24 protein-coding genes are annotated in these 24,414 nt (G+C 34.8%); 18 read left to right on the forward strand and 6 right to left on the reverse strand.

The genetic code is table 11. The features are described 5' to 3' along the window. Positions 1-578 precede the first annotated feature (578 nt). From AB3U99_RS11930 to AB3U99_RS11970, 9 genes are all read left to right on the forward strand, one after another. The gene (locus AB3U99_RS11930) at positions 579-1,913 is read left to right on the forward strand and encodes a glutamine synthetase family protein (protein ID WP_400247815.1); all 1,335 of its coding nucleotides are present in this window, start codon (positions 579-581) and stop codon (positions 1,911-1,913) included. A 298-nt stretch (positions 1,914-2,211) separates the two neighbouring features. Then, positions 2,212-3,144: a manganese-dependent inorganic pyrophosphatase gene (locus AB3U99_RS11935; RefSeq protein WP_400247817.1), complete on the forward strand. Its 933-nt coding sequence runs from the start codon at positions 2,212-2,214 to the stop codon at positions 3,142-3,144. Between the two features lie 188 nt (positions 3,145-3,332). Further along, a complete protein-coding gene (gene tnpA / locus AB3U99_RS11940) occupies positions 3,333-3,800 on the forward strand; it encodes an IS200/IS605 family transposase (RefSeq protein ID WP_100525941.1) in 468 nt (155 codons plus the stop codon). Between the two features lie 549 nt (positions 3,801-4,349). Next, positions 4,350-4,856 carry a TlpA disulfide reductase family protein gene (locus AB3U99_RS11945; RefSeq protein WP_400247818.1) on the forward strand — a complete coding sequence of 169 codons (507 nt, stop codon included), beginning with the start codon at positions 4,350-4,352 and terminating at the stop codon, positions 4,854-4,856. Between the two features lie 214 nt (positions 4,857-5,070). Then, positions 5,071-5,202 (forward strand): FbpB family small basic protein, encoded by a 132-nt coding sequence (locus AB3U99_RS11950; RefSeq protein ID WP_400247820.1) that lies wholly within the window; start codon positions 5,071-5,073, stop codon positions 5,200-5,202. A gap of 73 nt (positions 5,203-5,275) precedes the next feature. Then, entirely contained in the window at positions 5,276-5,419 is a 144-nt protein-coding gene (locus AB3U99_RS11955; protein WP_016205356.1) for an acid-soluble spore protein N, read from the forward strand. 245 nt (positions 5,420-5,664) lie between these two features. Further along, the gene (locus AB3U99_RS11960; RefSeq protein WP_400247822.1) at positions 5,665-8,007 is read left to right on the forward strand and encodes an AAA family ATPase; all 2,343 of its coding nucleotides are present in this window, start codon (positions 5,665-5,667) and stop codon (positions 8,005-8,007) included. Positions 8,008-8,024: 17 nt separating this feature from the next. Beyond that, positions 8,025-8,465 (forward strand): acyl-CoA thioesterase, encoded by a 441-nt coding sequence (locus AB3U99_RS11965; RefSeq protein WP_400248049.1) that lies wholly within the window; start codon positions 8,025-8,027, stop codon positions 8,463-8,465. Positions 8,466-8,480: 15 nt separating this feature from the next. Next, the gene (locus AB3U99_RS11970; RefSeq protein ID WP_400247823.1) at positions 8,481-8,771 is read left to right on the forward strand and encodes a hypothetical protein; all 291 of its coding nucleotides are present in this window, start codon (positions 8,481-8,483) and stop codon (positions 8,769-8,771) included. A 171-nt stretch (positions 8,772-8,942) separates the two neighbouring features. Here AB3U99_RS11970 and AB3U99_RS11975 read toward each other — a convergent pair whose 3' ends face one another. From AB3U99_RS11975 to plsY, 4 genes are all read right to left on the reverse strand, one after another. Next, on the reverse strand, positions 8,943-9,233 hold the full coding sequence (locus AB3U99_RS11975) for a HesB/YadR/YfhF family protein (protein WP_400247825.1): 291 nt from the start codon (positions 9,231-9,233) through the stop codon (positions 8,943-8,945). A 116-nt stretch (positions 9,234-9,349) separates the two neighbouring features. Continuing rightward, positions 9,350-10,429: a CapA family protein gene (locus AB3U99_RS11980; RefSeq protein WP_400247827.1), complete on the reverse strand. Its 1,080-nt coding sequence runs from the start codon at positions 10,427-10,429 to the stop codon at positions 9,350-9,352. 204 nt (positions 10,430-10,633) lie between these two features. Continuing rightward, positions 10,634-11,458: a sensor histidine kinase gene (locus AB3U99_RS11985; RefSeq protein ID WP_400247828.1), complete on the reverse strand. Its 825-nt coding sequence runs from the start codon at positions 11,456-11,458 to the stop codon at positions 10,634-10,636. Between the two features lie 104 nt (positions 11,459-11,562). After that, on the reverse strand, positions 11,563-12,165 hold the full coding sequence (plsY, locus tag AB3U99_RS11990; protein WP_400247829.1) for a glycerol-3-phosphate 1-O-acyltransferase PlsY: 603 nt from the start codon (positions 12,163-12,165) through the stop codon (positions 11,563-11,565). Between the two features lie 200 nt (positions 12,166-12,365). On the opposite strand from plsY, the gene AB3U99_RS11995 reads away from it, so the two are divergent. Together AB3U99_RS11995 and AB3U99_RS12000 are read left to right on the forward strand one after the other, a co-directional pair. Further along, positions 12,366-13,784 (forward strand): phospholipase D-like domain-containing protein, encoded by a 1,419-nt coding sequence (locus tag AB3U99_RS11995; protein WP_400247831.1) that lies wholly within the window; start codon positions 12,366-12,368, stop codon positions 13,782-13,784. 252 nt (positions 13,785-14,036) lie between these two features. Then, a complete protein-coding gene (locus tag AB3U99_RS12000) occupies positions 14,037-15,128 on the forward strand; it encodes an acyl-CoA dehydrogenase family protein (protein ID WP_400248050.1) in 1,092 nt (363 codons plus the stop codon). Between the two features lie 195 nt (positions 15,129-15,323). On the opposite strand, the gene AB3U99_RS12005 is transcribed toward AB3U99_RS12000, so the two are convergent. Continuing rightward, entirely contained in the window at positions 15,324-15,485 is a 162-nt protein-coding gene (locus AB3U99_RS12005; protein WP_400247833.1) for a hypothetical protein, read from the reverse strand. Between the two features lie 514 nt (positions 15,486-15,999). Between AB3U99_RS12005 and AB3U99_RS12010 the strand changes: the two genes are divergently transcribed. From AB3U99_RS12010 to ltrA, 7 genes are all read left to right on the forward strand, one after another. Further along, on the forward strand, positions 16,000-16,869 hold the full coding sequence (locus AB3U99_RS12010; RefSeq protein WP_400247834.1) for a carbon-nitrogen hydrolase family protein: 870 nt from the start codon (positions 16,000-16,002) through the stop codon (positions 16,867-16,869). Positions 16,870-16,871: 2 nt separating this feature from the next. Further along, a complete protein-coding gene (locus tag AB3U99_RS12015; protein WP_400247836.1) occupies positions 16,872-17,543 on the forward strand; it encodes a GNAT family N-acetyltransferase in 672 nt (223 codons plus the stop codon). A 308-nt stretch (positions 17,544-17,851) separates the two neighbouring features. Next, a complete protein-coding gene (locus tag AB3U99_RS12020; RefSeq protein WP_031538699.1) occupies positions 17,852-18,271 on the forward strand; it encodes a MarR family winged helix-turn-helix transcriptional regulator in 420 nt (139 codons plus the stop codon). Positions 18,272-18,299: 28 nt separating this feature from the next. Next, on the forward strand, positions 18,300-19,919 hold the full coding sequence (locus tag AB3U99_RS12025) for an MDR family MFS transporter (RefSeq protein ID WP_400247837.1): 1,620 nt from the start codon (positions 18,300-18,302) through the stop codon (positions 19,917-19,919). A 160-nt stretch (positions 19,920-20,079) separates the two neighbouring features. Further along, entirely contained in the window at positions 20,080-20,787 is a 708-nt protein-coding gene (locus tag AB3U99_RS12030) for an SGNH/GDSL hydrolase family protein (protein ID WP_400247838.1), read from the forward strand. 128 nt (positions 20,788-20,915) lie between these two features. After that, the gene (locus AB3U99_RS12035) at positions 20,916-21,482 is read left to right on the forward strand and encodes a hypothetical protein (RefSeq protein ID WP_400247840.1); all 567 of its coding nucleotides are present in this window, start codon (positions 20,916-20,918) and stop codon (positions 21,480-21,482) included. Between the two features lie 536 nt (positions 21,483-22,018). Next, on the forward strand, positions 22,019-23,275 hold the full coding sequence (gene ltrA / locus AB3U99_RS12040) for a group II intron reverse transcriptase/maturase (RefSeq protein WP_400247842.1): 1,257 nt from the start codon (positions 22,019-22,021) through the stop codon (positions 23,273-23,275). A 222-nt stretch (positions 23,276-23,497) separates the two neighbouring features. Here the strand turns inward: ltrA and AB3U99_RS12045 are convergent, their stop codons facing one another. Then, positions 23,498-24,283 carry a GNAT family N-acetyltransferase gene (locus tag AB3U99_RS12045; protein WP_400247843.1) on the reverse strand — a complete coding sequence of 262 codons (786 nt, stop codon included), beginning with the start codon at positions 24,281-24,283 and terminating at the stop codon, positions 23,498-23,500. Positions 24,284-24,414: the final 131 nt, after the last annotated feature.

Consider the following 24,414-nt stretch of genomic DNA (forward strand, 5'->3'; position numbering starts at 1 on the left):
TTAAAGGATGAGTCACTCCTTTTCTTAAATAAGCTATTTCAATTAATATAAGCTATTTATTTCGTATTGGGAAATATTAAAAACCTATAAAAATAAAAGAAAACAGGAGATTAAACAGTGAAAAGGGCATAAAATAACGAAAATTCGGAATTTTATTAATTTATAATAAAATTATTTTATATCACTCTTAACGGATAGTAATACTAAAACCGATAAGCTTATGAAAATTTAGGGTGGATAGGTGGCAAATTAAGTGCCGCTAAAGATCCGGATGGTTTAACTATCCATCAGAGGGGAGGAAGGAAATGTCCACTGATGGAAGTTCCACTTTATGCTTACTAATTCTCACAAAAAGTAGCTATATCGAACGAAATCTTACAAATCTATCATTTCGACATATTCCTTCTTCATCCACCTAGCAAATGGTGTCAATAACAGGAGAAAAACAGCGAAAAGAGATGAAAGCGCTACCTAATAAAATTTTTAAAAAATTATAAAAAAACATTGTTTTAAGAGAAAATATTCCTTATAATGAAAGCAAGTTAGATAATAGAACATGAATTGTGAGGTAAGTTAACATGGCTGAATTTACATTAGAGAAAATTGAAAGTATTGTTAAAGAAAAAAGTGTAGAATTATTACATCTACAATTTGTGGATATTGAAGGTATTTTAAAAAATATTACTATTACTGCACAACAATTAGATGATGCTGTAGAAGGAAAAATCATGATTGATGGTTCATCCATTAAAGGATTTTCTCCAATTAACAAATCAGACTCTTATTTATTACCAGATTTAAACACATTTGCAGTGTTACCTTGGACAGAAACAGAAGGGTATTCAGAAGCTCGTTTCCTTTGTTCTGTGACAAACCCAGATGGTACTTTATTCGAAGGCGATACACGCAATGTTCTAAAGAAAACTGTAGAGCGCGCTGCTGAAAAAGGATATACGATTTCAGTTGGACCTGAATTAGAATTCTTCTTATTTGCTACTGATGAAAATGGATACCCAACTACTGAATTAGGTGACAGAGGCGGTTACTTTGAGCCATCACCGAAAGATTTAGGCGAAAAAGTACGAGTTGAAATTTTTAAAACTTTAAGAGCAATGGGCTTCACAATTGAAGCACTTCACCATGAAGTAGCAGAAGGGCAACATGAAATCAATTTCAAATATGCAGATGCTTTAACAGCTGCTGATTTAGCTACAACATATAAATGGGTGGTAAAAACAATCGCTGCTCAATTTGGTTTACATGCAACATTTATGCCAAAGCCAGTATTCGGAATCAACGGTTCTGGAATGCATGTTAACATGTCATTCTTTAAAGATGGGGAAAACAGTTTCTATGACGCAAACGATGATTTAGAATTATCTGAAACTTCATATTCTTTCATTGCTGGTGTATTAGAGAATGTTAAGAGTTTCGTAGCTGTGACAAATCCATTAGTAAACTCTTATAAGCGTTTAGTTCCTGGCTATGAAGCACCTTGTTACTTAGCATGGTCTGCATCCAACCGTTCAGCATTAATCCGTATTCCTGCAAAACGCGGTATGGCAACTCGTGTTGAACTTCGTTGTCCAGATCCATCTTCCAACCCATATCTAACATTTGCTGTTATTGCTTCAGCAGGATTAGATGGAGTAGAAAAAGGCTTGAAGGCTCCAGCACCAATTAACGAAGATATCTTCCATATGACAGAAGAACGCCGTGAAGAGCTTGGCATTGATAGCTTACCTGGTGGTTTAGATGCTGCAATCGCAGAACTTGAAGCTGGGGAAATCGGTCTTCAAACACTTGGAGAGCACGTATTTACTGAATATGTAGCAGCTAAAAAAGAAGAGTGGGATAATTACCGTACAACAATTCATGCTTGGGAAATCGAAAACTATCAATATAAATTTTAATCTACTAGTTAAATAGAAAAGGAGTTTTTTAATGCTCCAATGAAACTGCAAATAAACGCCTGAAAGGGTAGTTTGTTTGCAGTTTTATTTATATATTTTAAAAAGGTTATTGGTGGGAGGTCAATTGCTTGTCTAAACACATTCTATTTTCATACAAAAAGTAGCTAGTAAAGCATAGCAAATTCCCTTCTTTTTTCAGTTCTTTTCTTTAAATTTTGGCAAGTTATGATAAAATAAAGTGGGATGTATGAATTTAGTTAATACGTCATCAGATTATCGTAGTAAGGAGATTTGCTAAATGGAAAAAGTATTGATTTTTGGTCATAAAAATCCGGATACGGATACTATTTGCTCTGCTATTGCATATGCAGAATTAAAAAAAGCGCTTGGAGTAGAAGCTGAAGCTGTACGTCTAGGTGAGGTTAGCGGCGAAACAAAGTTTGCTTTAGATTACTTTAAAACGGATGCTCCTCGTTTCATCGAAAAAGCAGGTACAGAAACAAAATCTGTTATTTTAGTTGACCACAATGAATTTCAACAAAGCGTGGAAGATATTAAGGATGTAACAATTTTAGAAGTAATTGATCATCATCGTATTGCAAACTTTGAAACAAGTGATCCTTTATACTATCGTGCAGAGCCAGTAGGCTGTACAGCTACTATCTTAAATAAAATGTATAAAGAAAATAATGTGGAAATTAAGAAAGAAGTTGCTGGATTAATGCTTTCCGCAATCATTTCTGATTCTTTATTATTTAAATCGCCAACTTGCACAGAGCAAGATGTACAAGCTGCTAAAGAATTAGCAGAAATTGCAGCTGTGAATGCTGAAGAGTATGGTTTGGAAATGCTTAAAGCTGGTGCAGATTTAAGTGATAAAACAGTTGATCAACTATTAAGCATTGACGCTAAAGAATTTTCAATGGGTACATACAAAGTGGAGGTTGCTCAAGTAAATGCAGTTGACACAAATGATGTCATTTCGAAGCAAGCAGATATAGAATCTTCTATTCAAGCAATCATCGATAAAAAAGGCTTAGATTTATTCCTACTTGTTGTAACAGATATTCTAAATAATGATTCTGTTGCTGTCGCTTTAGGTAATAAAGCAGAAGCTGTAGAAAAAGCATTTAATGTACAGCTAGAAACGAACACAGCTTTATTAAAGGGTGTCGTGTCACGTAAAAAACAAATAGTTCCAGTCTTAACAGAAGCTTTTAGTGCACTATAATAGGTGCTGAAATGAGTGAAGGAAACAGTCCATATAAATGGGCTGTTTTTTTGATGGTTTCGAAAACCCCTGGCTATGCCGGGGGTTCCGGAGAGCTTATAGCGAGGTAACAAAAAAACCTCCTTTCATGGTAGGATAAAGTTGGTTTCCCGACCACTTTATCTCACGCAAGAAGGAGGTATGCCCTTATGAAGGACATGAACAGTTTAGCACATACAACATGGAATTGTAAGTACCACATAGTCTTTGCCCCAAAATACAGAAGGCAAATTATATATGGCAAATACAAAAAGAGTATTGGACAAATCATAAGAGAGCTATGTGAAAGAAAAGGTGTTATCATACATGAAGCAAATGCCTGTCCGGATCATATCCATATGTTGGTTAGTATCCCACCAAAATTAAGTGTATCGCAGTTCATGGGTTACTTAAAAGGAAAAAGTAGCCTGATGATATTTGATCGACATGCGAATTTGAAATATCGCTATGGGAATCGGAAATTTTGGTGTCGTGGTTTCTACGTTGATACCGTGGGGAGAAATAAGAAACAAATACAAGAATATATAAGAAATCAGCTGAAAGAAGATTATATGGCTGATCAGCTAACGTTGTTCGAAGAATTCGATCCGTTCACGGGTGAGAAAAATCGGAAGTAAATAAAGAAATTCTTTAGAATTGGTGAGTGAATGTGGTGCAGAAGGGAAACCTTTTCAGTGGGCCTTTAAGGCCGAGGCCGGTAAGAGAGGCTTTTAGCCGCAGAGCAAACCACCAGTTCACACTGGTGGTTTTGATTGAATAGGCTATTTTCGTAAAGTTTGTTGCTATCGCCCGCAGCCGGAATATACTTCGCTTTCCGTGGGGCTCGCGCTGAGCCGCTTCGTCGCAACGCTCCTGCAGGGTCTTAAGACTGTCTCGCTAATCCCACAGGAGTCTACGTGTATTCCGGATGCTCTATTTTTCCTACTAATTCTTTTTTTCTATTGAAAAAGCAACAATCTTTTAGAACACAGCCTTTGAATAAAATGGTGCTGTGAAAACCTAAAACGCCCAATCTAATTGGTGAATTTTTTATAAATATAATAATTTTACGCACTCAAAATAATAAAATAAAAAAAACTGGATAATCTATAAGATAAGAAAGACTTAATAAAGTAATCTTTCAGCAGAAGGTTATAAATTCAATCTATCCACAAAGGGAGGCAGCTATGTCACCTAAAAGAGTATTTTTCATTATGGTGCTAATGGCTATGTTTATCATTACTACACCAAATGATGTTATGCAAGCTAAAAATGGTTTAAACATTGGAGAAAAAGCCCCGAATTTTACGTTAGAGAATCTTAATGGAAATAAAGTCCAGCTATCTGATTTCAAAGGCAAATCTGTCATGATAAATTTTTGGACAACCTGGTGCCCGCCATGTAAAAAAGAAATGCTTGATATAGAAACATTTTCAAAGGAGAAGCGCAAAGATTGGGTCGTTCTTGCTGTAAATGTTGATGGTGGAAATGAAGCAGGCGTTAGACAATTTGTCCAGGAGAGAAAATTAACATTTCCTGTTTTAATGGACGAGAAAGAAGAGGTTGCTAATCAATACCATATACTTAGTATACCAACAACCTATTTTCTAAATAATGAAGGTATAATTATCCATAAGACTTTTACGATGCTTACACTTGAGGAAATGCGAGCATTGACACAAAGTAAAAAATAAAGTAAAAAACAAAAATTCACATGTAAGCGCTTTACAAAATGTGAGTATTATACTATAATTATAAATGTAGTAATAAGGAGTGCACACCTTGTTTTAATTATCAGAAAACAAAAACTTTTCAAAAAGATTTAAAAATTATTTCTTTTCCATGTAATAATTATCTAACTTTTTGGGAAATATGATAGTACAAATTATTGATAAAGGAGAATGAGCTATGAGAAAACCTCGCAAACGTTCATTTCAAGAATTAGTATTGGAAAATAAAATGCAATTATTAAAGGATAGAGAAGCAATAGAAAAAATTGAAGAACGATTAGAAAAAAAGCATTTGAAAAAAGCTCGTTAATATAAAAAACTAGAAATTACCATCTATTTCTGCTTGCCCTTTTGTACAAACTATAATAGAAGGAGTTGATTAGATGAGTAATCCTAAAAAAGATAGCAAACACTTTGTGCCGAGCCATATTGGGACAAAATCAAGAAGCTTTGGTGGAAACAAAGGAAAGCAAATGCAGGATAAATCAGGACAGCATGCTCAAGTAATCCAAACAAAAGGCGAATAAAAGCTTCCTCTTAAAAAACAATATAATTAGACAGCAATAACTCATTTTTGGATAAAAAGATGAGCGATTGCTGTCTTTATTTTTGACGAAAAAAATTAGAAAATGTTTATACAAATTATAATATAAGATGAATGGTGCTTTATTAAGATAAATCCTATGAGAAAGGTACATAATCATTAACGAAAATAGAGGAATATGTTAGTATTAAAAAGGTAAATCCTAAATTTATTAAGAGAAGTGAATATATGAATAACGAAAAAATAAAACCAATTATAAAACATCAAGAAATTTTCCTGCTAGAGAAAGAATTTGAAGAGCTGGGCTTTGTCGAGGATGAAAAAAGAATTTTAGATGCGATTCAAAAGCTAAATGAAGCACAGAATGGAAAAGAAATTTCCCAATTATTAACGATTGCTGCATTATCAAGAATGGATGGTAATCAGAAGGATACTATTGCGGTCGCATGGTTAAACAAAGCAATTGAGCTAAATCCAGACAATACAATGGCCCTTAAATATATTTCCCAATATGATTGGAAGAATTTCAGTCACTTGCTCGATCAGCTTGTATTTCCCCATATTCGTGAAACTGATAATCGCACAGCAAAACGGAAAATTGCGGAGCAATATATAAATAATTGTCGCGCATTTTTAGAGCAAATGGAAGATGAAGTAACCCATATTAAAAATCAGAAAAAAAATGCTGCAGTTTATGATAATGAAGAGGCAGTTGCGAAATATGAAGCCATCGAACAAACGCTAAAAATAGTGATTGAAAAAACGTCTGAGCTACTGAAATCCGCAGAAGAGTATGCGGAATCCATTAGTGGTGTATTTCATACGTCTATTTACTATGAAAGTGTAAAAAAGTTAATAGAAGAACTTCAAGAACTTAAGAAGGAATGGGCAAGCCTGTTTATTGAAGAAAAGGAAGAAGAACAGGTGACTCTTTCATCTTTAGAACAACTGGAGCAAATGGTTGGTCTCGCCACAGTAAAAAAAAGAGTACGGGACTTTTATCAGTTTTTAAGCTATCAAAAAGCAAGAAAAAAATTAGGTTATATGATTCAGGATGAATTAAGCTTAAATATGATTTTTACAGGTAATCCAGGTACTGGAAAGACTACACTGGCACGATTAATGGCCAAGGTATATCATGAACTTGGTGTATTGCCTAGTGAAGAGGTTGTAGAAACAGATCGGTCTCAATTAATAGGTGGCTATATGGGACAAACAGAAGAAAATGTACGTTCTGTTGTAAAACAAGCTGTTGGCGGAGTGTTATTTATTGATGAAGCATACAGTTTAAAACGCGAGGGACAATCTGGCAATGATTATGGGCAAACAGCAATTGATACACTGGTTTCATTAATGACAGGGTCGGAGTTCGGAGGGAAGTTTGCCGTTATTTTAGCAGGCTATCCAGAGGAAATGCGTCAATTTCTAGATGGAAACCATGGTTTAAGAAGTCGTTTTCCAGCCTCTAATTTGATTCATTTACCTGATTATGCACCTAGTGAATTATTAGCAATAGGAGAAAGAATTGCAACTAGTAACGACTATGTTATGACAGAAGATGGAAAAAGAGCGTTGTTAAAAAGACTTGAGAGGGAACAAGTGGATGAAAGCTTTGGGAACGCCCGAGCGGTTCGCAACATTGTTCTTGATGCCATATTTAGTAAGGGCTCCCGTAAATCAAATCAACAAGAAATCTTAAAATATACATTGTTGCAAGAATCGGATTTTGTTAGTGATGACAAGGAAAATCCAATCAATCCAGCGACAGAATTAAATGAATTAATCGGATTATCGAAAGTGAAAGTAGAAATAAAGAAAATAATTGCCTTTGTAAAAGTTCAGCAATTAAGACAAACAAAGGCGCAAAAGAATTTGCCCATTCAACTACATGCCGTATTTACAGGTAATCCAGGTACAGGAAAGACTACTGTTGCGAAATTATATGCTCAGTTCCTTAAAGATTGCGGAATCTTAAAGAGAGGACACTTGGTAGTAACCAGCAGGGCAGACTTTGTAGCTGGATATGTTGGCCAATCTGCTATAAAAACGAGAAAAAAAATCAGAGAAGCACTGGGTGGCGTGTTATTTATTGATGAGGCTTATTCCTTATTAGGTAGTGGTGGTCAGGATTTTGGTAAAGAGGTAGTAGATACATTAGTCATGGAAATGACAAAGCATAATGAAAATTTAGTTGTTATACTAGCTGGCTATCCAAATGAAACGACTGCATTATTACAAAGCAATCCTGGTTTAACTTCTAGGTTTAAAAAGTTTATCCATTTCGATGATTATGTGGCGGTTGAATTGATTGAAATAATGAAAATGTATGCTTCAAAATATGATTATTCCTTATCAGAAGAAGCAATCTCCGTCCTACAGAATCAACTGTCTACCGTTTCGACAGACGGAAATGGAAGATTTGCCACTAATATTATCGATGAAGCTGTTCAATTACAGGCATTACGACTGTCCGAGCAATTAGAGCAAGGCAAGGAAGCGGATATTTCTACACTGACTGCTGAAGATATAGAAAATGTTTTACAAGGATACAAACGAAAAATCGAAGAATAGGACGGTGTATGAAACAGATGGATACTTTCTTTATTTCCATAAGAGACATTGAATTATATTATGCAGACACGGATGCTATGGGTGTCGTATATCATGCGAATTACCTTAAATTTTTTGAACGAGGAAGAACGGGGCTAATTGAGGACCTTGGCTATAATTATTTGGAAATGGAAAATGAAGGGTATTTTGCGCCTGTCTATGATGTATATGCTGTTTATAAAAAACCGTTACGTTATGGAGACCAAGCAAAGGTTAAAACATGGGTGGAAACAAATGATGGGATAAAAACAGTTTACGGATATCAGATTATCAATCAGAATGAAGAAATCTGCGTGGAGGGGACTACGACACATATTATCGTATCGAAAGAAACATTTAGACCTAAACCTTTTAAGAAGATTTTTCCAGAATGGTTTAATAAATATGAAGAAATTAAAAAGCAACCGACAGACAAGTAAAAGGAGATTGCTTTCATGGCATTTGGATTAAAAAAACAAGAGCTGGCAGAATGGAAAAGAAGAATAGATAATGGAGAAATTGCTTTTTTAACCCATTACTGGTTAGATGATCGCTTCCCAGGCTGTAAGACTGTAACAAAAGTAGGCTGTTCTGATTTGAAAAAGTTAAAAAGCTGGGGGAAGAAGTATGAGTTAAAGGAAGAGTGGATTCATTATCGGAAAGATGGCTATTCACATTTTGACTTATTGGGTGATACGCAAAAGAGGATTTTGAAGGAAGAAGGGATTTCTGAGCGTTTACAATAGGTTGGAAAGGCTGCCTTCTAAGTTGACTTGTATAGAAATGTTGGCAGATGCTTTCCACAACACGAACACAGAATTCCTAATTTCGGCAATAGCCTTTAAAAAAACAGCGAAATGGTAGAATATGGCTACCATTTCGCTGTTTTTTTAGATATTTTATTAATAAAGCTAAACTTACTCTGCATGACGATATTCGGGCTCGTTTGCTACTTCGTTGAAATCTGCAAATAGATCTTTATCATCAAAATACCATAAATCTTTTTCTTCTATATAATAATGAATACCGTCTTTTACTGTTTCTACGCCCATGTTAACAGGCTGTTCATTGGAAATTCCTAAAGAAAATCCTTGCTGAACTGTACTGCATCCGCCGTAACGAGCAAAGAAACGGATAAAGTCTCCATCTTTTAACAGCATTTCATCCTTGTACCATCCGGCAGCTTTCTCACTAATCACAATTTTCATGTTTTCACACCTCTTTTGAATTTTGCCCCTAAACTTCGAAGGGAGCAATCTATTTCTACTGGTATAATTCAATTATAAAGGATTCTATTTTAATTATCGAATATTTGAATTTTGTTTTACTCTGCTTGTCCTTCTTTTAGCATATGATCCATTGTTTCTTTATAAATAGAAGCTCCATATTTATCGATGGCTTCTTCTGAAGTGAATAATGGATGCATCATATAATTGCTTTCATTCATACTTGCAACAAAGGTAGGATAGAAAGCAGGCTGCTCCAATGTGATAGTAGCAGATTTTCCTGCTTGCTTTTTATTTACGGTAATAGTTACCATTCCACCGATATCCCGATATTCTTCATCCTGTCCAGATAAGAAGTTCCCTAACGAATAAACAACTAAACCTTTTTGTCCATTTTTTCCTTCTAACCATTCAATTGGCTGAAGAACATGAGGATGACTCCCGAAAATAATATGAACACCTTCATCGATAAAAAACTGTGCCAATTCTTTTTGTTCATTAGATGGGAAACGCTGGTATTCGTTACCCCAATGAATTGCCATTACGATGACATCTGCTTCTTTTTTTGCACGTTGAATTTCCTTACTAATTTTTTCTTTATCTATTAAATTTACGATATACTCGCTCCCTTTTGGAATGGGAATTCCATTTAAACCGTAGGTATAAGCTAAATAAGCAACCTTGATATTGTTTTTTTCTAAGACAACTATTTTATCTTGATCTTCTTTATTTAAATAGGTTCCAACATGTGGAAGACCTATTTGATTTAAATAATCAATGGAAAGTTTTTGGGCTTCTACTCCGCGATCTAAGGCATGATTATTTGCAGTAGTAACAATATCAACACCTGCCTTTATTAAGCTATCGGCAATTTCGTGTGGGCTATTAAAAGTAGGATAGCCAGATAACCCAATCGCTTCTCCTGCGACAATTGTTTCTTGATTTGCAAGCAATAAATCAGGTTTCTTTAATTCACTGGTTAGATTGGTTAACATATTATCAAAATTATAATGGTCTCCTTCACGTGCATCATTATAAACACGATCATGTATTAATATGTCGCCAATAGCTGCTATTGTAATTTTCTTATTTTCTTCTTTTGATAAATCATGAATGTTTCTTCCAGAAATAGGACGTTCAACTTTGCTGGTAGAAGGAGATAAGTTTGATATCAACATACTTACTAGTATGCATCCTATAACCATTAGGAAGAACATGAAGATTATTTTCCTTTTTTTCATCATCATTAGCCTCTTTAAAACATTTTTTGAATCGCTTTACAAAGACTAGCATAACAAATAATGATCCGTTTGTATGTACAGAAGGGGGAATTGATTGAATTTTTATCGGAACCCCTTCTATTGCAATGGTAGTTATTGTTCCTATGGATAGTAGACTGGCAGCTGAATGGATATAGTTGTCCCTTTTTCTATAGCACTGTCGACATTCATTTTTCCACCATATTTCTCAATCAGCTGTTTGCAGACATAAAGTCCCATGCCGGTTCCATTTTTTTTCGTCGTTTGCAGTGGAGTATATAAATGATTTAATTGTTCCTCTGTCATGCCACAGCCATTATCTTCTACTATAACCAATAGTTGGTCCATGGAAACTTCTGTTGTAATGTTCACCTCTTTTTGAGTGGATGGATGGTTTGCTTCAGTTGCTTCAAAGGCATTTCTCACTATATTTACGAGTACCTGAGTCAGATGCTGTTTATGGATAATACATAATGGTTCGTCTGATGTTATTTTTATATTTAGGGTTATTCCTTTTAAATTAGCCTCGCTCTTAAAAACAGGATATAATTCTTTGATGAATTTGTTAATGGATAATGGGGTGCTTTCCTTTGATTGAGATTTAGAAAGGTTTAAAAAATCGGTAATTAAGTCACTTGCTTGTGTTAATTCACTTAGTGCAAAATCTGTGTATTGATGAATCGTTTCGAGATTACTGGTTTGTTTAATTAGTTGCAAAAATCCGCTTACAGAAGTAAGTGGGTTACGTACTTCATGTGTTATGCTACTAACCATCTTTGCTATATTTTCGCTATAGGTTGTAGAAAGAGATAAGGATTGCAAACACTCTCTCAATTGTTCCATATTTGCTGTTTGCTCCTGTAGTTTCGCTTCTACCAATTTCAATTTATTTTCAAAGCATTCAGCAGCCTCAGCGGCTTTTTTATTATTTACAGTTTGAATAGTCATCTTTATTCGCCCCTTTAACGATTATAGTAAAAGGTATGACGAAATAAATCACTTTATGTCAAAAATTAAATCAGCAAATAAAAAAAGACCGAAATCGGTCTTTTTTAGAGCCAGCTTACTTTTGGCTCCGTTTTATTGATGATGCGTTTTATGTTGGCACGATGTCTATAAACGACAAAAATCGTTAGAACGCCAAGAATAAAAATTAATAATTTATCGTCCCAAAGGATAAGGGAGTAGATAAGGCCAGCAAGACCAGCAACCATGGAAGATAACGAAACATATTTTGATATGTATAGTATAAGGAAAAACACCGCTAAAATGATAACGAATAAAAGCGGTTCATGACCAAGGAGAATGCCAGCTGATGTTGCAACTGCTTTTCCACCTTTAAAACCAGCAAATACTGGATACATATGACCAACTACTGCAAATAAGCCAAAAATCAGCGGGTTTATCTCTATATCTACGTTCCAAATATGCGTAGCAACTAGAGGCAGTAATGTTGCGATTGTCCCTTTTAGTATATCGGAAATTGTTACCGCAAAGCCTGCCTTTTTTCCAAGAACTCGGAATGAATTTGTACCACCTAAATTCCCGCTACCATGCTCTCGTATATCTATATTGTAAAAGGTTTTGCCTATTATTAGTCCAGAAGGAATAGATCCAATTAAATAAGCGAGTATAATTAATAGTCCAATAATCAATTTTCGTAATCTCCTTCACCTATGTAAATGCTTTTTGCTTTTATATTGTACCATGTATTTGCTAAAACTCATCATTTTTTCAAAAAAATATTCTATATTCTCTTATGATTATCCTTCCTTCTATTGCAAAAACTAAATGGATATAAGTAAGCAACTATTAAGTAGTGTTTTTTAGAAATAAGAAAATGTGGGGGTAAATGATGAAACGGATAATTATTGTTTTCTTCCTTCTATTTATCATAATTTATAGTGGTACCATTTATTATCATATGAAAAAACCTCTACCAGAAGGGATGTCAGCAGAAGGAGTAACTCATTATGTGGAAGATGTAAAGCTATTAACAGATATCACCTACAAAAATAAACAGAATAAAAGAGTGGTTCAACATGAAACTTTTGAAACGATGCTAAAGGAAATTCAGCATGCGGAGAAATTTATTGTAGTGGATATGTTTTTATTTAATAAAGATACAAATGAAGATCAAGTATATCCACCCTTAGTAGAAAAATTTACAGAAGAGCTATTAAAGAAAAAAAAGGAAAATCCATCTGTTAATATTGTTTTATTAACGGATAAAATCAATACAATCTATGATTCCTATCCATCAGAGGAATTAAATGATTTAAAGCAAAACGGCGTCAAAGTTATCGAAACAAATGTCAAGCAGCTGCGAGATTCCAATCCACTTTATTCTGCATTTTGGCGAATGTTTGGACAGTGGGGAAAAACGAAGGGAAATGGTCATTTACCTAATCTATTGGCAAAAAGTGGGGATAAGGTTTCCATTTTATCTTATTTAGAATTATTAAATGTAAAAGCAAATCATCGAAAATTATTAATTACGGAAAATGCAGCAATCATATCGAGTGGAAATATTCATAATGCAAGTGGCTATCATTCAAACGTAGCTTTTCGTGTTCGAGGAAACATTATTAATGATTTACTTGAAAGCGAAGAGAGTGCAGCTAGATTGAATGAACAGATCAATTTGCCGCGGATACCACAACAAGCTGAAACAAATACAAATATTAAAATTCAATTATTGACGGAAGGGAAAATAGGCAAACATGTAATAGAAGAAATCAGAAAGACAGATAAAAAGGATTCAATTTGGATTGGAATCCTCTACTTAGCGGATCGAAATGTAATGGATGAAATCAAAGCGGCTGCAGGGAGATGCGTGCATATTTATTTACTATTGGACCCAAATCAAAATTCATTTGGCAATAAAAAAAGTGGCTTGCCAAATATCCCAGTTGTAGCAGAGCTAAGAAAATCAAAAGAAGCAAATTATATTGATATTAAATGGTACAACACAGGAAAAGAACAATACCATCCGAAAATTATGTTAATAGAAAGAGAAACCGTGGATACCATTATTAGTGGATCCGCCAATTTTACGCGTAGAAATCTTTATGATTTTAACTTGGAAACAGACATTAAAATCACCGCCAACAAAGAAACAAAAGTAGTGAATGAAACGAAATCCTATTTTCAAAGGCTATGGACTAATGATGGTGCAGTATATACAAAAGATGCAGATGCACAAAGTGAATTACCACTCTTTCGCTATATCATCTATCGATTGCAGAGGTTATTATGGTTTACGACCTATTGATTTCTTTCATAATTTCTAGATTACGAATGAATTGGAGGGAAAATTAGGAATAAAAAGAGATACTAACAGTGTGCTTGCAACATTATGGATGACCTATCAAAAAAAATAATGCCATTGCTTATTGCTTATCAGTAAATGGAAATAATGCTATGATAGCTTTATAAATGAACTGGTAAGGGAGATGGCAGTGTAGTGGCTAAATTTTTTAATATTGAAAAAGATTTCACGAAAAGAGTAAGTAAGCTTTCAGAAATGAGCAGAAAATTTTCAGAAAGAGCACAGGAAGTCGATGAAAATGGATCGTTTCCCTTTGAAAATATGAAGGAACTGCAGCAATCTGGTTACACGAGTTTAACAATACCTAAAGAGTTTGGCGGACAAGAGATTTCTTTGTATGAATTAGTAAGATTCCAAGAGGCGATTGCCCAGGGGGATGGCTCTACTGCCTTATCTATCGGGTGGCATATGGGCGTTGTTAGGAATATGTATGAGGCAAACTGGGATAAGGTGACTCTTAAAGAAGTCTATAACCAATTGCTAAATGGTGCTTTAATAAATGGAGCAGCGACAGAACCGCAAACAGGAAGCCCAACAAGAGGTGGAAAACCGCAAACTACTGCTGAAAAGAAAGGCGAAAATTGGGTGATTAACGGACATAAATCCTTTACCACGATGTCTCCTGTATTAGATTATTTTCTTGTTACTGCATCTATTAAAGATTCAGATGATGTAGGAAATTTTTTGATACCAAAAGAATGCAACGGAATTCGCATAGAAAACACATGGGATAGCATTTCCTTAAAGGGTACAGGAAGTAATGATGTATACTTTGAAAAAGTAGATATTCCCGCTCGTTATTATGTAGAAAAATTGGAAAGACGAAAAAAAGTTAATCCATGGCTACTGCACATTCCAGCATGTTATCTAGGAATAGCTGGAGCTGCACAAAAAGAAGCAGTGACTTTTGCGAAAAATTATTCTCCAAATAGTATAAACGGCACCATTAGCGATATTCCAAGTGTTCGAGCAATAATTGGAGAACTAGAATTAAAAATGCAAACAGCTAAACACTTTTTATATTCCGTGAGTAAGAAATGGGATGAATCAATTATAGAACAGCAATCTCAACTACTCCCAGAATTGAGTGCAGTGAAATTAGTTGTAACCAATACAGCAATTGAAGTAGTCGATATCGCCATGCGCATCGTTGGCGCACGAAGCTTGTCCGCAAAAAGCCCGCTTCAACGATACTACCGAGACGTACGAGCGGGATTACATAATCCACCAATGGACGATATGACAATCGAACAGCTCACAGCAAAATCATTAAACGAAATTAATTAACCATAATAAAAAAGATTGCCGACGATAGCAATCTTTAATGATTGGAGTCAAATTACTAAAAAAGGTAGTTTGACTACTTTTAATAATTAATCATTTACGAATTCTTACAGATGTAGCTGAGAAAACTCCTCTAAACTTCGTTAAAGCCAATGCTGTAATGGAAATCAGCTTCGCTTCATTGAAAATCCAAGGTTTTCAACTCACTTTTTTCAAATCAGCTCTCACTCTATATGTTCGATAAAGATGAAGGAAATAAGTTTCAATTCTAAACGATCCATTTATGTATCTTTTTAGCCCGACAACTACTAGCTCTTCTATCAAAATCAAACCAAGAAAAGCATAAATAAAAACAGTCAAATTCATTTCCCTCCTTAAATCTCCAGATATAGTTTCTATTCCTTTTTTTGTGCAATTCAAACAATTATTGATTATAAAATAATATGAACAACTTTTCTTTTCAGAACATAAAAATAAAGTGAAACTTCCATCAGTGAGGGGGTTCCTTCTAGGTGAGAGTCTTACTGTCCGTTAAGTGTGTGAAAAAAAGAAAATTCTTACAGAAAAATAGTGCGAAACCGTTGAAAAATATAGAGAAATGACTCATAATCATATCTTGAATCATTACTTTTATTAAAATAAAAAACACTCCTAATGAATTAGAAGTGATATTACCTTACCCGTCAAAGGGATAAAGCGAAACTGTCATCAAAGTAGGATTTTCCTTTCACACCGACTGATGGTTAGTTGAAGCATTCCGCCTTTACGGAAAGTTGATTCCCTCCTATTTTTTTGAATTTTCTTAAGTTTGAGGTGGGGATTATTTGAAGTTTAGGACTAGAGACAAAATACGCTATATAAAGGGAGATGGAAAATGAAAATAAGAGTTTCTGCCGTACAGTATAAATTAGAAAACATTAAGTCTTTTGAAGAATTCGCAAAACAATGTGAGCATTACGTTCGAACAGCACATGAATTTGGTGCGGAATTTATTTTATTCCCTGAATTTTTTACAACACAGCTTTTATCAATGGGGGATGAAACGAACGCCTTAACAATTAATGAATTACCTGGATTTACAGAGCAATACCAGGATTTATTCAGATCATTTGCTGTTCAAACCGGAATGCATATAATCGGTGGAACTCATGTTATTCGCAGAGAAGAGAAATTGTATAATGTAGCTCATTTATTTTATCCAGATGGCAGAATGGAAGAGCAGGCAAAGCTTCATATTACGCCTACAGAAGTATATGAATGGAATATGGAAAAAGGGGATTCCTTCCGCATTTTTGAAACAGAGAAAGGAAAAATTGCGATTCTAACTTGTTATGATATCGAATTCCCTGAAATCGTTCGTATGGCAAAGGCAAAAGGAGCAGATGTGATTTTTTGCCCATCCTGTACAGATGATCGCCACGGTTTTCATCGTGTCCGCTATACTTGCCATGCAAGAGCAATTGAAAATCAAGTATATGTTGTAGTAACTGGAACAGTTGGCACGCTTACAAATGTTGACTTTATGCGTGCAAATTTTGGGCAGGCAGCAGTCATTACGCCAAATGATATCCCGTTTCCACCAAAAGGAATTCTTGTAGAAGGTGAGCTTAATAATGATATGGTTGTAACAGCAGATCTTGATTTGTCTTTATTGTATGAAGTAAGAGAAAAAGGTTCTGTAACAACTTGGAGAGATAGAAGAACAGATCTTTATCCTGACTGGAATTCTACCGTAGAAGGCTAATTATGACGCTCCATAGTGAATTTTATCTTTTTGACACAGGTCAACCAATTCCATGTACGGTCAGAAATTATCTGGAAAAAGATTTTCACGAATTAATTGCTATTCAATCAGAATGCTTCCCTCCACCATTTCCAGAGGAGCTATGGTGGAATGTTGAGCAATTGTCTAGTCACCTTTCTCATTTTCCTGAAGGAGCAATCTGTGTGGAAGTGGATGGGGAGCTTGCAGGTTCGATAACATGTCTTCAAGTCGCTTATAATCCAAATCAGCCTTATCATACATGGGAAGAAATAACGGACAATGGATATATTACTACAAATGATGAACATGGAAATGCCTTATATGTGGTGGATATCAGCATTCGCCCAAAATTCCGAAAACTCGGTTTAGGAAAGATACTTTTGCAACATGCTTATTACTTAACTATTGAATTAAGGTTAGACCGAATACTTGGAGGGGGAAGGATGCCTGGCTATAAAAGGTATAGAAAGGAGCTCTCCCCAGAGGAATATTTGGAGCAGGTTCTCGCAGGTCATGTAAAAGATCCTGTTATTACTTTTTTATTGCGGTGTGGAAGAACTCCTGTTACCATATTGCCACAATATTTGGAAGACGAAGATTCAATGAATCATGCAGTTTTAATGGAATGGAAAAACCCTTTTAAAACTAAATAAAATTCGTTATGTCTTATTTAATTTATTGATGGAGAGGAATAAACATCCCGCTTCTAATCGATGGTTAAATAAGACATTTTTTTGTTTTTCCCTAACGTTGAATTTCTCTGTCTATGTACTAAAAAACTTAGTTAAGGAGCAAATCAATTTAAAGAAGTCTCCTTCCTTATATAGGATAAAAAGAATTTGCCACAAACATAAAAATAATAATTGACATGTAAATAATTAAGTTATATATTATTAATTGCTTAATAATTAACTACTTAATTATTTATTTGTGAATTAATTACAGAAAGGACGGGGGATAAGTGCATAATGGCGAAGAGCTTTTTGAAGTCGCAGCAATGTTTGGCACTTTTATAAAAAATTTAACAAGTGATTTTAACAAAAATAGCAATGATTTAAATATTACACAATATAAACTTCTTTTTCATTTAGAAAAAGAAGGAGCCCAAAATGTCTCCGATCTTGCGAAAAGCGTACACATTACAAATGCTGCTGTAACAACTATTACCGATCAATTATTGGCCGATGATTATATTACTAAAGATCGATCAAAGACTGATCGAAGAGTGGTCAATATTACTATTACCGATAAGGGAAGAAAGATAGTTAATAATATGAAAAAAGAGCAGCAGAATAAGATGAAGGAACATTTCCGAAAGTTAACGGAGGAAGATATTCAACACTTAAAACGAATTTTTAAGCTATTAAACGAGAATTTCTAATAATTTCATAAAGAAAAGAGAGAATGCAATGGAACATTTAACACAAAAGAAAAAACTGTCAATTATGATTGCCATAATGGCAGCTATGTTTTTTGCAGCTATTAACCAAACAATAGTTAGTACTGCGATGCCAAAAATTATATCTATACTAGATGGTATGGATTATTATACTTGGACGATCAATATCTATATGCTTACATCCACTATTGCTACCGTTTTAGTTGGGAAGCTATCTGATATGTATGGCCGTAAACCATTCTTATTGATTGGTATATTATTATTTATGGTTGGTGCTTTTTTAACTGGTACTTCTAATGATGTATTCCAATTTATTGCATACCGTGGTATTCAAGGGATAGGTGCCGGTATAATTCAATCATCAGCCTTTACAGCAGTTGGAGATTTATTCCCTCCACGTGAGCGCGGAAAATGGATGGGCTTATTAACAGCCGTATTTGGTTTCTCCAGTGTGCTTGGACCTCTATTAGGTGGATATTTAGTCGATCACTTAGATTGGCATTGGTTATTCTGGATCTTCTTACCGATTGGTGTTATCGCATTCGGAATGATTATGGCATTATTCCCTAAAGTAGAGGGAAGTGGCAAACAAAGCATCGACTATATCGGTTCCTTCTTTATGACGATTGCCATTGTGCCATTATTGTTAGCATTTTCTTGGGCCGGTACAGAATACGCATGGGGATCTGCACGAATTCTTGGATTAATTGCTGCTAGTATTATTTTTGCGATTGTCTTTGTATTAGTGGAAAAGAAAGTAAAAAATCCGATTCTACCATTACATCTTTTCCAAAATAATATCGTTACCGTTTCAAATTTAATTGGATTTATCATGAACTTTGGAATGATGGGAGCAATGATTTATATCTCCTTCTTCGTTCAAGGAGTATTAGGTATTTCGCCAACTTACGCTGGTTATGTAACAATGCCAATGTCCATTGTAATGGTAATTTCAAGTACCATCATTGGTCAATTAATTTCGAAAACAGGGAAATATAAACGCTTTGCATTAATTGGGGTACCTACGATGATAGCAGGTATGGCAATTATGATCTTTATGAACAGTGTACCAATGGCAATTTTAAGTATGATTGTATTTGGTTTAGGTCTTGGTATTGGAATGCCAGTATTCTCGATTGCAACACAAAACGCTGTTTCTCATAAGGAATTGGGAGTAGTAACAGCTTCCACACAGCTATTCCGAAACCTAGGTGGTACAATTGGTATTGCAGTAATGGGAACAGTTATGGCAAATAATTTAAAAACAAACTTAGAGAATACGATGCAAAATTCTCCAGTAGTGAAGGATTTAGCAACAGTAGACCCTAAAATTTCAGAACAAATTATTGGTTTCGCAAATCCACAAGCTCTAATGAATAAGCCATTGCTTGAACAAACAGAAGCAAGTTTACCTGCAGATGTTCAACCTATTTTTGCGAAAATGATTGAAGGAATTAGAGACGCTTTAGGTGATACGTTATCAACTGTATTTTTAACTGGTACAATCGTATTAGTTGTTGCCTTTTTATTAGTGTTTTTCTTAAAAGAAATACCGCTACGTACAACAAATCAAGCTTCTTCTGAAGGGGAGAAAGCAGAAGATACCGTTCTTGATAGACAAAACTCTTAAGCATTAAATAGGAGTGGCTGTATTCCAAATACTAGGGATACAGTCTTTTTGTGTGAGGGAAAAGATGGAATTTTCACATAATCGGAAGTTTTTTCGCACAACCTTTTTTCTGTTATAATAAATTATAGTAACTGAATGAAAAAAAAAGTAGGGATGTTAAATGAAAATCATCTGTTTTGGAGATAGCTTAACAAGAGGTGTCTCCTTTGTAAAAGGTAGGGTAAGAATTATTAAAGACAATTATCCCGCTTTTCTTGAAAAATTATTTTCGGTAAATGATCCAGAAGAAACGATTGTCATAAATAAAGGTGTATTTAATGATAATTCTGATTTATTAATGAAGCGATTGGAGAAAGATGTCCTTTCAGAAGAACCAAATTATGTATTACTAAATGTTGGTGGGAATGATTGTAATTTCAAATGGCAGGAAGTAGCGGAAAATCCCAATATTAATCACGAGCCAATTGTCCCAATTAATCAATATATTGAAAATATCGGCCAAATGGTAGCAAAAATGAAACAATCTAATATCACGCCCATTTTGTTAACTTTACCACCACTTGATCCAGTTAGGTATTATAAGTTTATCGCTGATAGATACGGGACTACGATTAGCCATTGGATAAGTAGCTGTGGAGGCATTGAACATTGGCATAGTTTATACAATTTCCATTTGAATAAATTAATTGAACAATTAAATCTTCCTAGCATTGATGTTCGTACAGCTCTTAAAAAGGCTGGGAATATTACTGATTTTATTAGTGATGATGGTATTCACTTAAATTCAGAGGGCTATAAAAAAATGAGTGATGTGATTTTTGAGGAAATGCATCGCTTAATAGGAGGACAAAAAGAACAGTTATCTTAATGGCTATGTTCTTTTTGTTTAAAGATACCATTTAGCAAAACTAGCTATGGAAAATTTTCGGATTATGCTATAAGATAAAGTGACAAGCAGTCATCAATACTTCGGTAGAGATAGTGGAGGAAATACGGATGAGAACATTGTATGAAAAAATAATTGATGTTTTGCAAGTAAAAGGACCAACGACCCTTTCCATTATTTATAATGAATTAAATAATTTTTTAGGAGAGGAAGATACAACGATTTCGATGTCCTCCATTAAGTCTGTCCTTTCAAGGAAAAAAGACTTATTCGAGGTATGTGATGATCTCGTATCCATTCATCCGGATAAAGAAATAACGAAATTAATTGTTGAATACAAGGTAAATCAAGAACACTCTTTTAGTATTCATATCGATTTTGACCTTCACAATTATTTAATCCAAGAATGGAGCCAATTTCCAATTGTAGTTCCGCCAGTTTTTAATAAAATCGAGCCAGAAGAATATGATGCATTAAAGATGGAATTATATCGATTAAAAATTTGGAATTGGGGAGAAGAGCTTTTAGGAATTGATTCTGTTAAATGTACAGTTCGGTTAATTACTGTAAATGCCTCTTACACCGTTGATTTAGTAAATTTACAATCAAAAGAATGGAGACATTTACAGAATATTATTTCGCTTTTTACTGATTTAGAATTGCTACTTAAGTATTGAATGGAAGGCATATCAATGTGAATATTGATATGCTTTTTTGTGTGCCGGGCATGTTCACTAGCTTGGTGGTGAAAGTCCACTATGGGCGTTGGGATATGCGAACCATTAGTCGAAGGCAAGGGTGTCCGTGGTGACGCGGAATCTGAAGGAAGCCCTAGACAAATCCTCGGTCTGAGGTACACGAATCACATTTGAGGTTTCCATTTCAGGATGAGTTTGCAAAACAAAACAAAGTCCAAAATATCCACAGATGAAATGGGAATAAATGTGGCAGATATATGAGGAGAAAGCGAGTGAACTTACCCCGGGAGATCTCTTGAAAACCCTACTAGGAACCTATCTAGCGATAGATAGCTGAATCAAGAGAAGTCAGCAGAAGTCATAGTATCAAATTTTCGAATTTGAGAAGGACGGAACGAAAGGAGAGACCGTGTTAGAGTTATTTATAAGGAAACAAGGAAACAGCCAACATAATGACTATATGGGAAAGAAGGCTCGGAAAGCTGGTGAGTTCCATATAGAGTGTAGTTATCCTTATGCAATCTCCAAAACACGGAAACAATATGAAATCAAATTCAGATATAAGTTTAATGGAAAAAATAGTAGAACTAGATAATCTAAATAAAGCTTTCAAGAAGGTCAAAAGTAACAAAGGAGCAGCAGGAGTCGATGCGAAAGATGTAGAAGCTACTCACCTTCACTTGAAAGAAGAAGGTCAAAAGATTATCGGACTTATGAAGGAAGGAAAATATAAACCGCAAGCAGTAAGAAGGGTTGATATTCCCAAACCAAATGGAGGGAAACGGAAGCTAGGAATCCCTACAGTGACAGACAGAGTAATCCAACAAGCCCTTGTACAGAAGCTTACCCCTATTTTTGAAAGACAGTTTAGTCCTTATAGTTACGGATTTAGACCAAATAAAAGTGCTCATCAAGCGATAGAACAAGCAAGGCAATTTATCGAAGATGGATACAACTTCGTAGTAGACATAGACCTAGAGAAATTTTTCGACCGAGTTAACCATGATAAACTCATGTCTCTAATAGCTAAGACCATAACAGACAAACCTACCTTGAAATTAATCAGAAGATATCTTCAAGCAGGAGTTATGGAGAACGGACTAGTTAAACCGAATACAGAAGGGACACCTCAAGGAGGCCCGCTAAGTCCGTTACTAAGCAATATCATGCTTAATGAACTAGATAAAGAACTGGAAAAGCGAGGACACAAATTCGTGAGATACGCAGATGACTGCAACATCTTTGTCAAAAGTATGAAATCAGGAGAACGAGTAAAAGAAGGTATTACTCAATTCATCGAAAGAAAATTAAAACTGAAGGTGAATGAGGAGAAAAGCGCTGTGGGAAAGCCGATAGCACGGATATTTTTAGGGGTAAGTTTTTACCAGAATAGAAGCAAGACTAGAGTATTCGTGCCAAAAGAGAGAAAGAAAAGGTTTGAAGAAAAACTAAAGAAACTAACGAACCGAAACTGGGGAGTAAGTATGGAATTACGTATCGCGAAAATAAACCAACTAATACAAGGCTGGGGAAACTACTTTAAAATTGCGGACATCAAGAAATATGCCCGTGAAACAGACAGTCATATTAGGAGAAGATTAAGAGCTTGTAGATGGAAAGAGTGGAAAAAGGTCAAAACGAAATACAAAAACCTGAGAAAGCTTGGAATATCCATCGATGAAGCAAGAAGAAACGCCAACTCCCGAAAGGGATATTGGCGCCTATCATACAATCCTATCATACAATCCTATCATACATCTTGCCCTAAATAATCAATATTGGCAAGAGCGAGGTTTAAAATCCTTAATGAAGGTGATTTCATAAACTTTCGAACCGCCGTATACCGAACGGTACGTACGGTGGTGTGAGAGGTCGGCACGGTAACGTGCCTCCTACTCGATTGTATTGAAAATGATTATCCTGGAATGCAGACAAATACCGTTCGCTCAAAAGGGGAGCGAACGGTATTTTAGTTTAATCACAATTTTTAAACATTAACGATACATTGTCCAAAACCCAATATCTTCAAAGCCAACATTCTTATAGATTTTACCAGCATTTGGATTATCATAAAATAAGCAGACATATTGTTTTTCCTCCAAAACATCCTTAACAAGAGCTGTCATTAATTTACTTGCATAACCGTTATTTCTGTAGTCCTTATGTGTGCATACTCCCACAATCATCGCAGATTGAGAATTTTCAGCAGTTGTAGAAACTGTTGAGATAATTTCTTGTTTATCATTTTCAAGATAATAAGTGCGTCCAGTTTTTGATTCGATTGCTTTTTTTAATATATTTTTCGTTTGATCTGTTGTTTTAAATTCATCGATGGAATCTCGTAATCCAACAATTCTATCAATATCTGCAATAGTAGCTTTTTTTATCATTCCTGTAAGTTGTATTTCCTTTTTTGTACCACACTGCGCAAAATAGGTTACTTTTTTCTTGCCTAAGGTCAAGTTAGGAAGGTTTTCAAATTTCTCAACAAAGTCAGCTCTTCCTGATAATGTAACAGGATGTATAGTAGACTGCATAATTGATGCAAAACCTTCTACATCAAAAAGATTCTTATCTTTGCAATAAAAAATATAGCTTTCAAAGTATTTAAGTAGAACTGCCGTAATATCCCCCTGATGAAATTCTCCCCAAAGCTTTTGAAATGTTGCATGATAGCCAAAAGCCTCAATATCTCCAATAATAAATAGATTAATTGAAGGATCCTGAAGCAAAAATTCCATAACAATGGAATGGTCTTTCACTGTAAGTTCTCGAATCATTTATGTAACCTTCTTTCTGTCTATGCAATAATTATTTGTAAGTTTAACATAATATTGGGAATTTAAACAGAGTTTGGAATAGTTATATTTTTTAGCGATGATATGTATAAGATTGATTGGATTGTACAGTT

The organism is Niallia tiangongensis (assembly GCF_044704065.1).
Lineage (GTDB): Bacteria > Bacillota > Bacilli > Bacillales > Cytobacillaceae > Niallia > Niallia tiangongensis.

Bases quoted from the DNA above. Each gene is read 5' to 3' on its own strand.
- AB3U99_RS11980 (WP_400247827.1), bottom strand. From the start codon at position 10,429: ATGTTGATATCAAACTTATCTCCTTCTACCAGCAAAGTTGAACGTCCT.
- AB3U99_RS12035 (WP_400247840.1), top strand. From the start codon at position 20,916: ATGAGAACATTGTATGAAAAAATAATTGATGTTTTGCAAGTAAAAGGA.
- AB3U99_RS12000 (WP_400248050.1), top strand. From the start codon at position 14,037: ATGAGCAGAAAATTTTCAGAAAGAGCACAGGAAGTCGATGAAAATGGA.
- AB3U99_RS12045 (WP_400247843.1), bottom strand. From the start codon at position 24,283: ATGATTCGAGAACTTACAGTGAAAGACCATTCCATTGTTATGGAATTT.
- tnpA (WP_100525941.1), top strand. From the start codon at position 3,333: ATGAAGGACATGAACAGTTTAGCACATACAACATGGAATTGTAAGTAC.
- AB3U99_RS11945 (WP_400247818.1), top strand. From the start codon at position 4,350: ATGTCACCTAAAAGAGTATTTTTCATTATGGTGCTAATGGCTATGTTT.
- AB3U99_RS11950 (WP_400247820.1), top strand. From the start codon at position 5,071: ATGAGAAAACCTCGCAAACGTTCATTTCAAGAATTAGTATTGGAAAAT.
- AB3U99_RS11955 (WP_016205356.1), top strand. From the start codon at position 5,276: ATGAGTAATCCTAAAAAAGATAGCAAACACTTTGTGCCGAGCCATATT.
- AB3U99_RS11995 (WP_400247831.1), top strand. From the start codon at position 12,366: ATGAAACGGATAATTATTGTTTTCTTCCTTCTATTTATCATAATTTAT.
- AB3U99_RS11935 (WP_400247817.1), top strand. From the start codon at position 2,212: ATGGAAAAAGTATTGATTTTTGGTCATAAAAATCCGGATACGGATACT.
- AB3U99_RS11965 (WP_400248049.1), top strand. From the start codon at position 8,025: ATGGATACTTTCTTTATTTCCATAAGAGACATTGAATTATATTATGCA.
- AB3U99_RS11985 (WP_400247828.1), bottom strand. From the start codon at position 11,458: ATGACTATTCAAACTGTAAATAATAAAAAAGCCGCTGAGGCTGCTGAA.
- AB3U99_RS11960 (WP_400247822.1), top strand. From the start codon at position 5,665: ATGAATAACGAAAAAATAAAACCAATTATAAAACATCAAGAAATTTTC.
- AB3U99_RS12030 (WP_400247838.1), top strand. From the start codon at position 20,080: ATGAAAATCATCTGTTTTGGAGATAGCTTAACAAGAGGTGTCTCCTTT.
- AB3U99_RS11970 (WP_400247823.1), top strand. From the start codon at position 8,481: ATGGCATTTGGATTAAAAAAACAAGAGCTGGCAGAATGGAAAAGAAGA.
- AB3U99_RS11930 (WP_400247815.1), top strand. From the start codon at position 579: ATGGCTGAATTTACATTAGAGAAAATTGAAAGTATTGTTAAAGAAAAA.
- AB3U99_RS12015 (WP_400247836.1), top strand. From the start codon at position 16,872: ATGACGCTCCATAGTGAATTTTATCTTTTTGACACAGGTCAACCAATT.
- AB3U99_RS11975 (WP_400247825.1), bottom strand. From the start codon at position 9,233: ATGAAAATTGTGATTAGTGAGAAAGCTGCCGGATGGTACAAGGATGAA.
- AB3U99_RS12025 (WP_400247837.1), top strand. From the start codon at position 18,300: ATGGAACATTTAACACAAAAGAAAAAACTGTCAATTATGATTGCCATA.
- ltrA (WP_400247842.1), top strand. From the start codon at position 22,019: ATGCAATCTCCAAAACACGGAAACAATATGAAATCAAATTCAGATATA.
- AB3U99_RS12010 (WP_400247834.1), top strand. From the start codon at position 16,000: ATGAAAATAAGAGTTTCTGCCGTACAGTATAAATTAGAAAACATTAAG.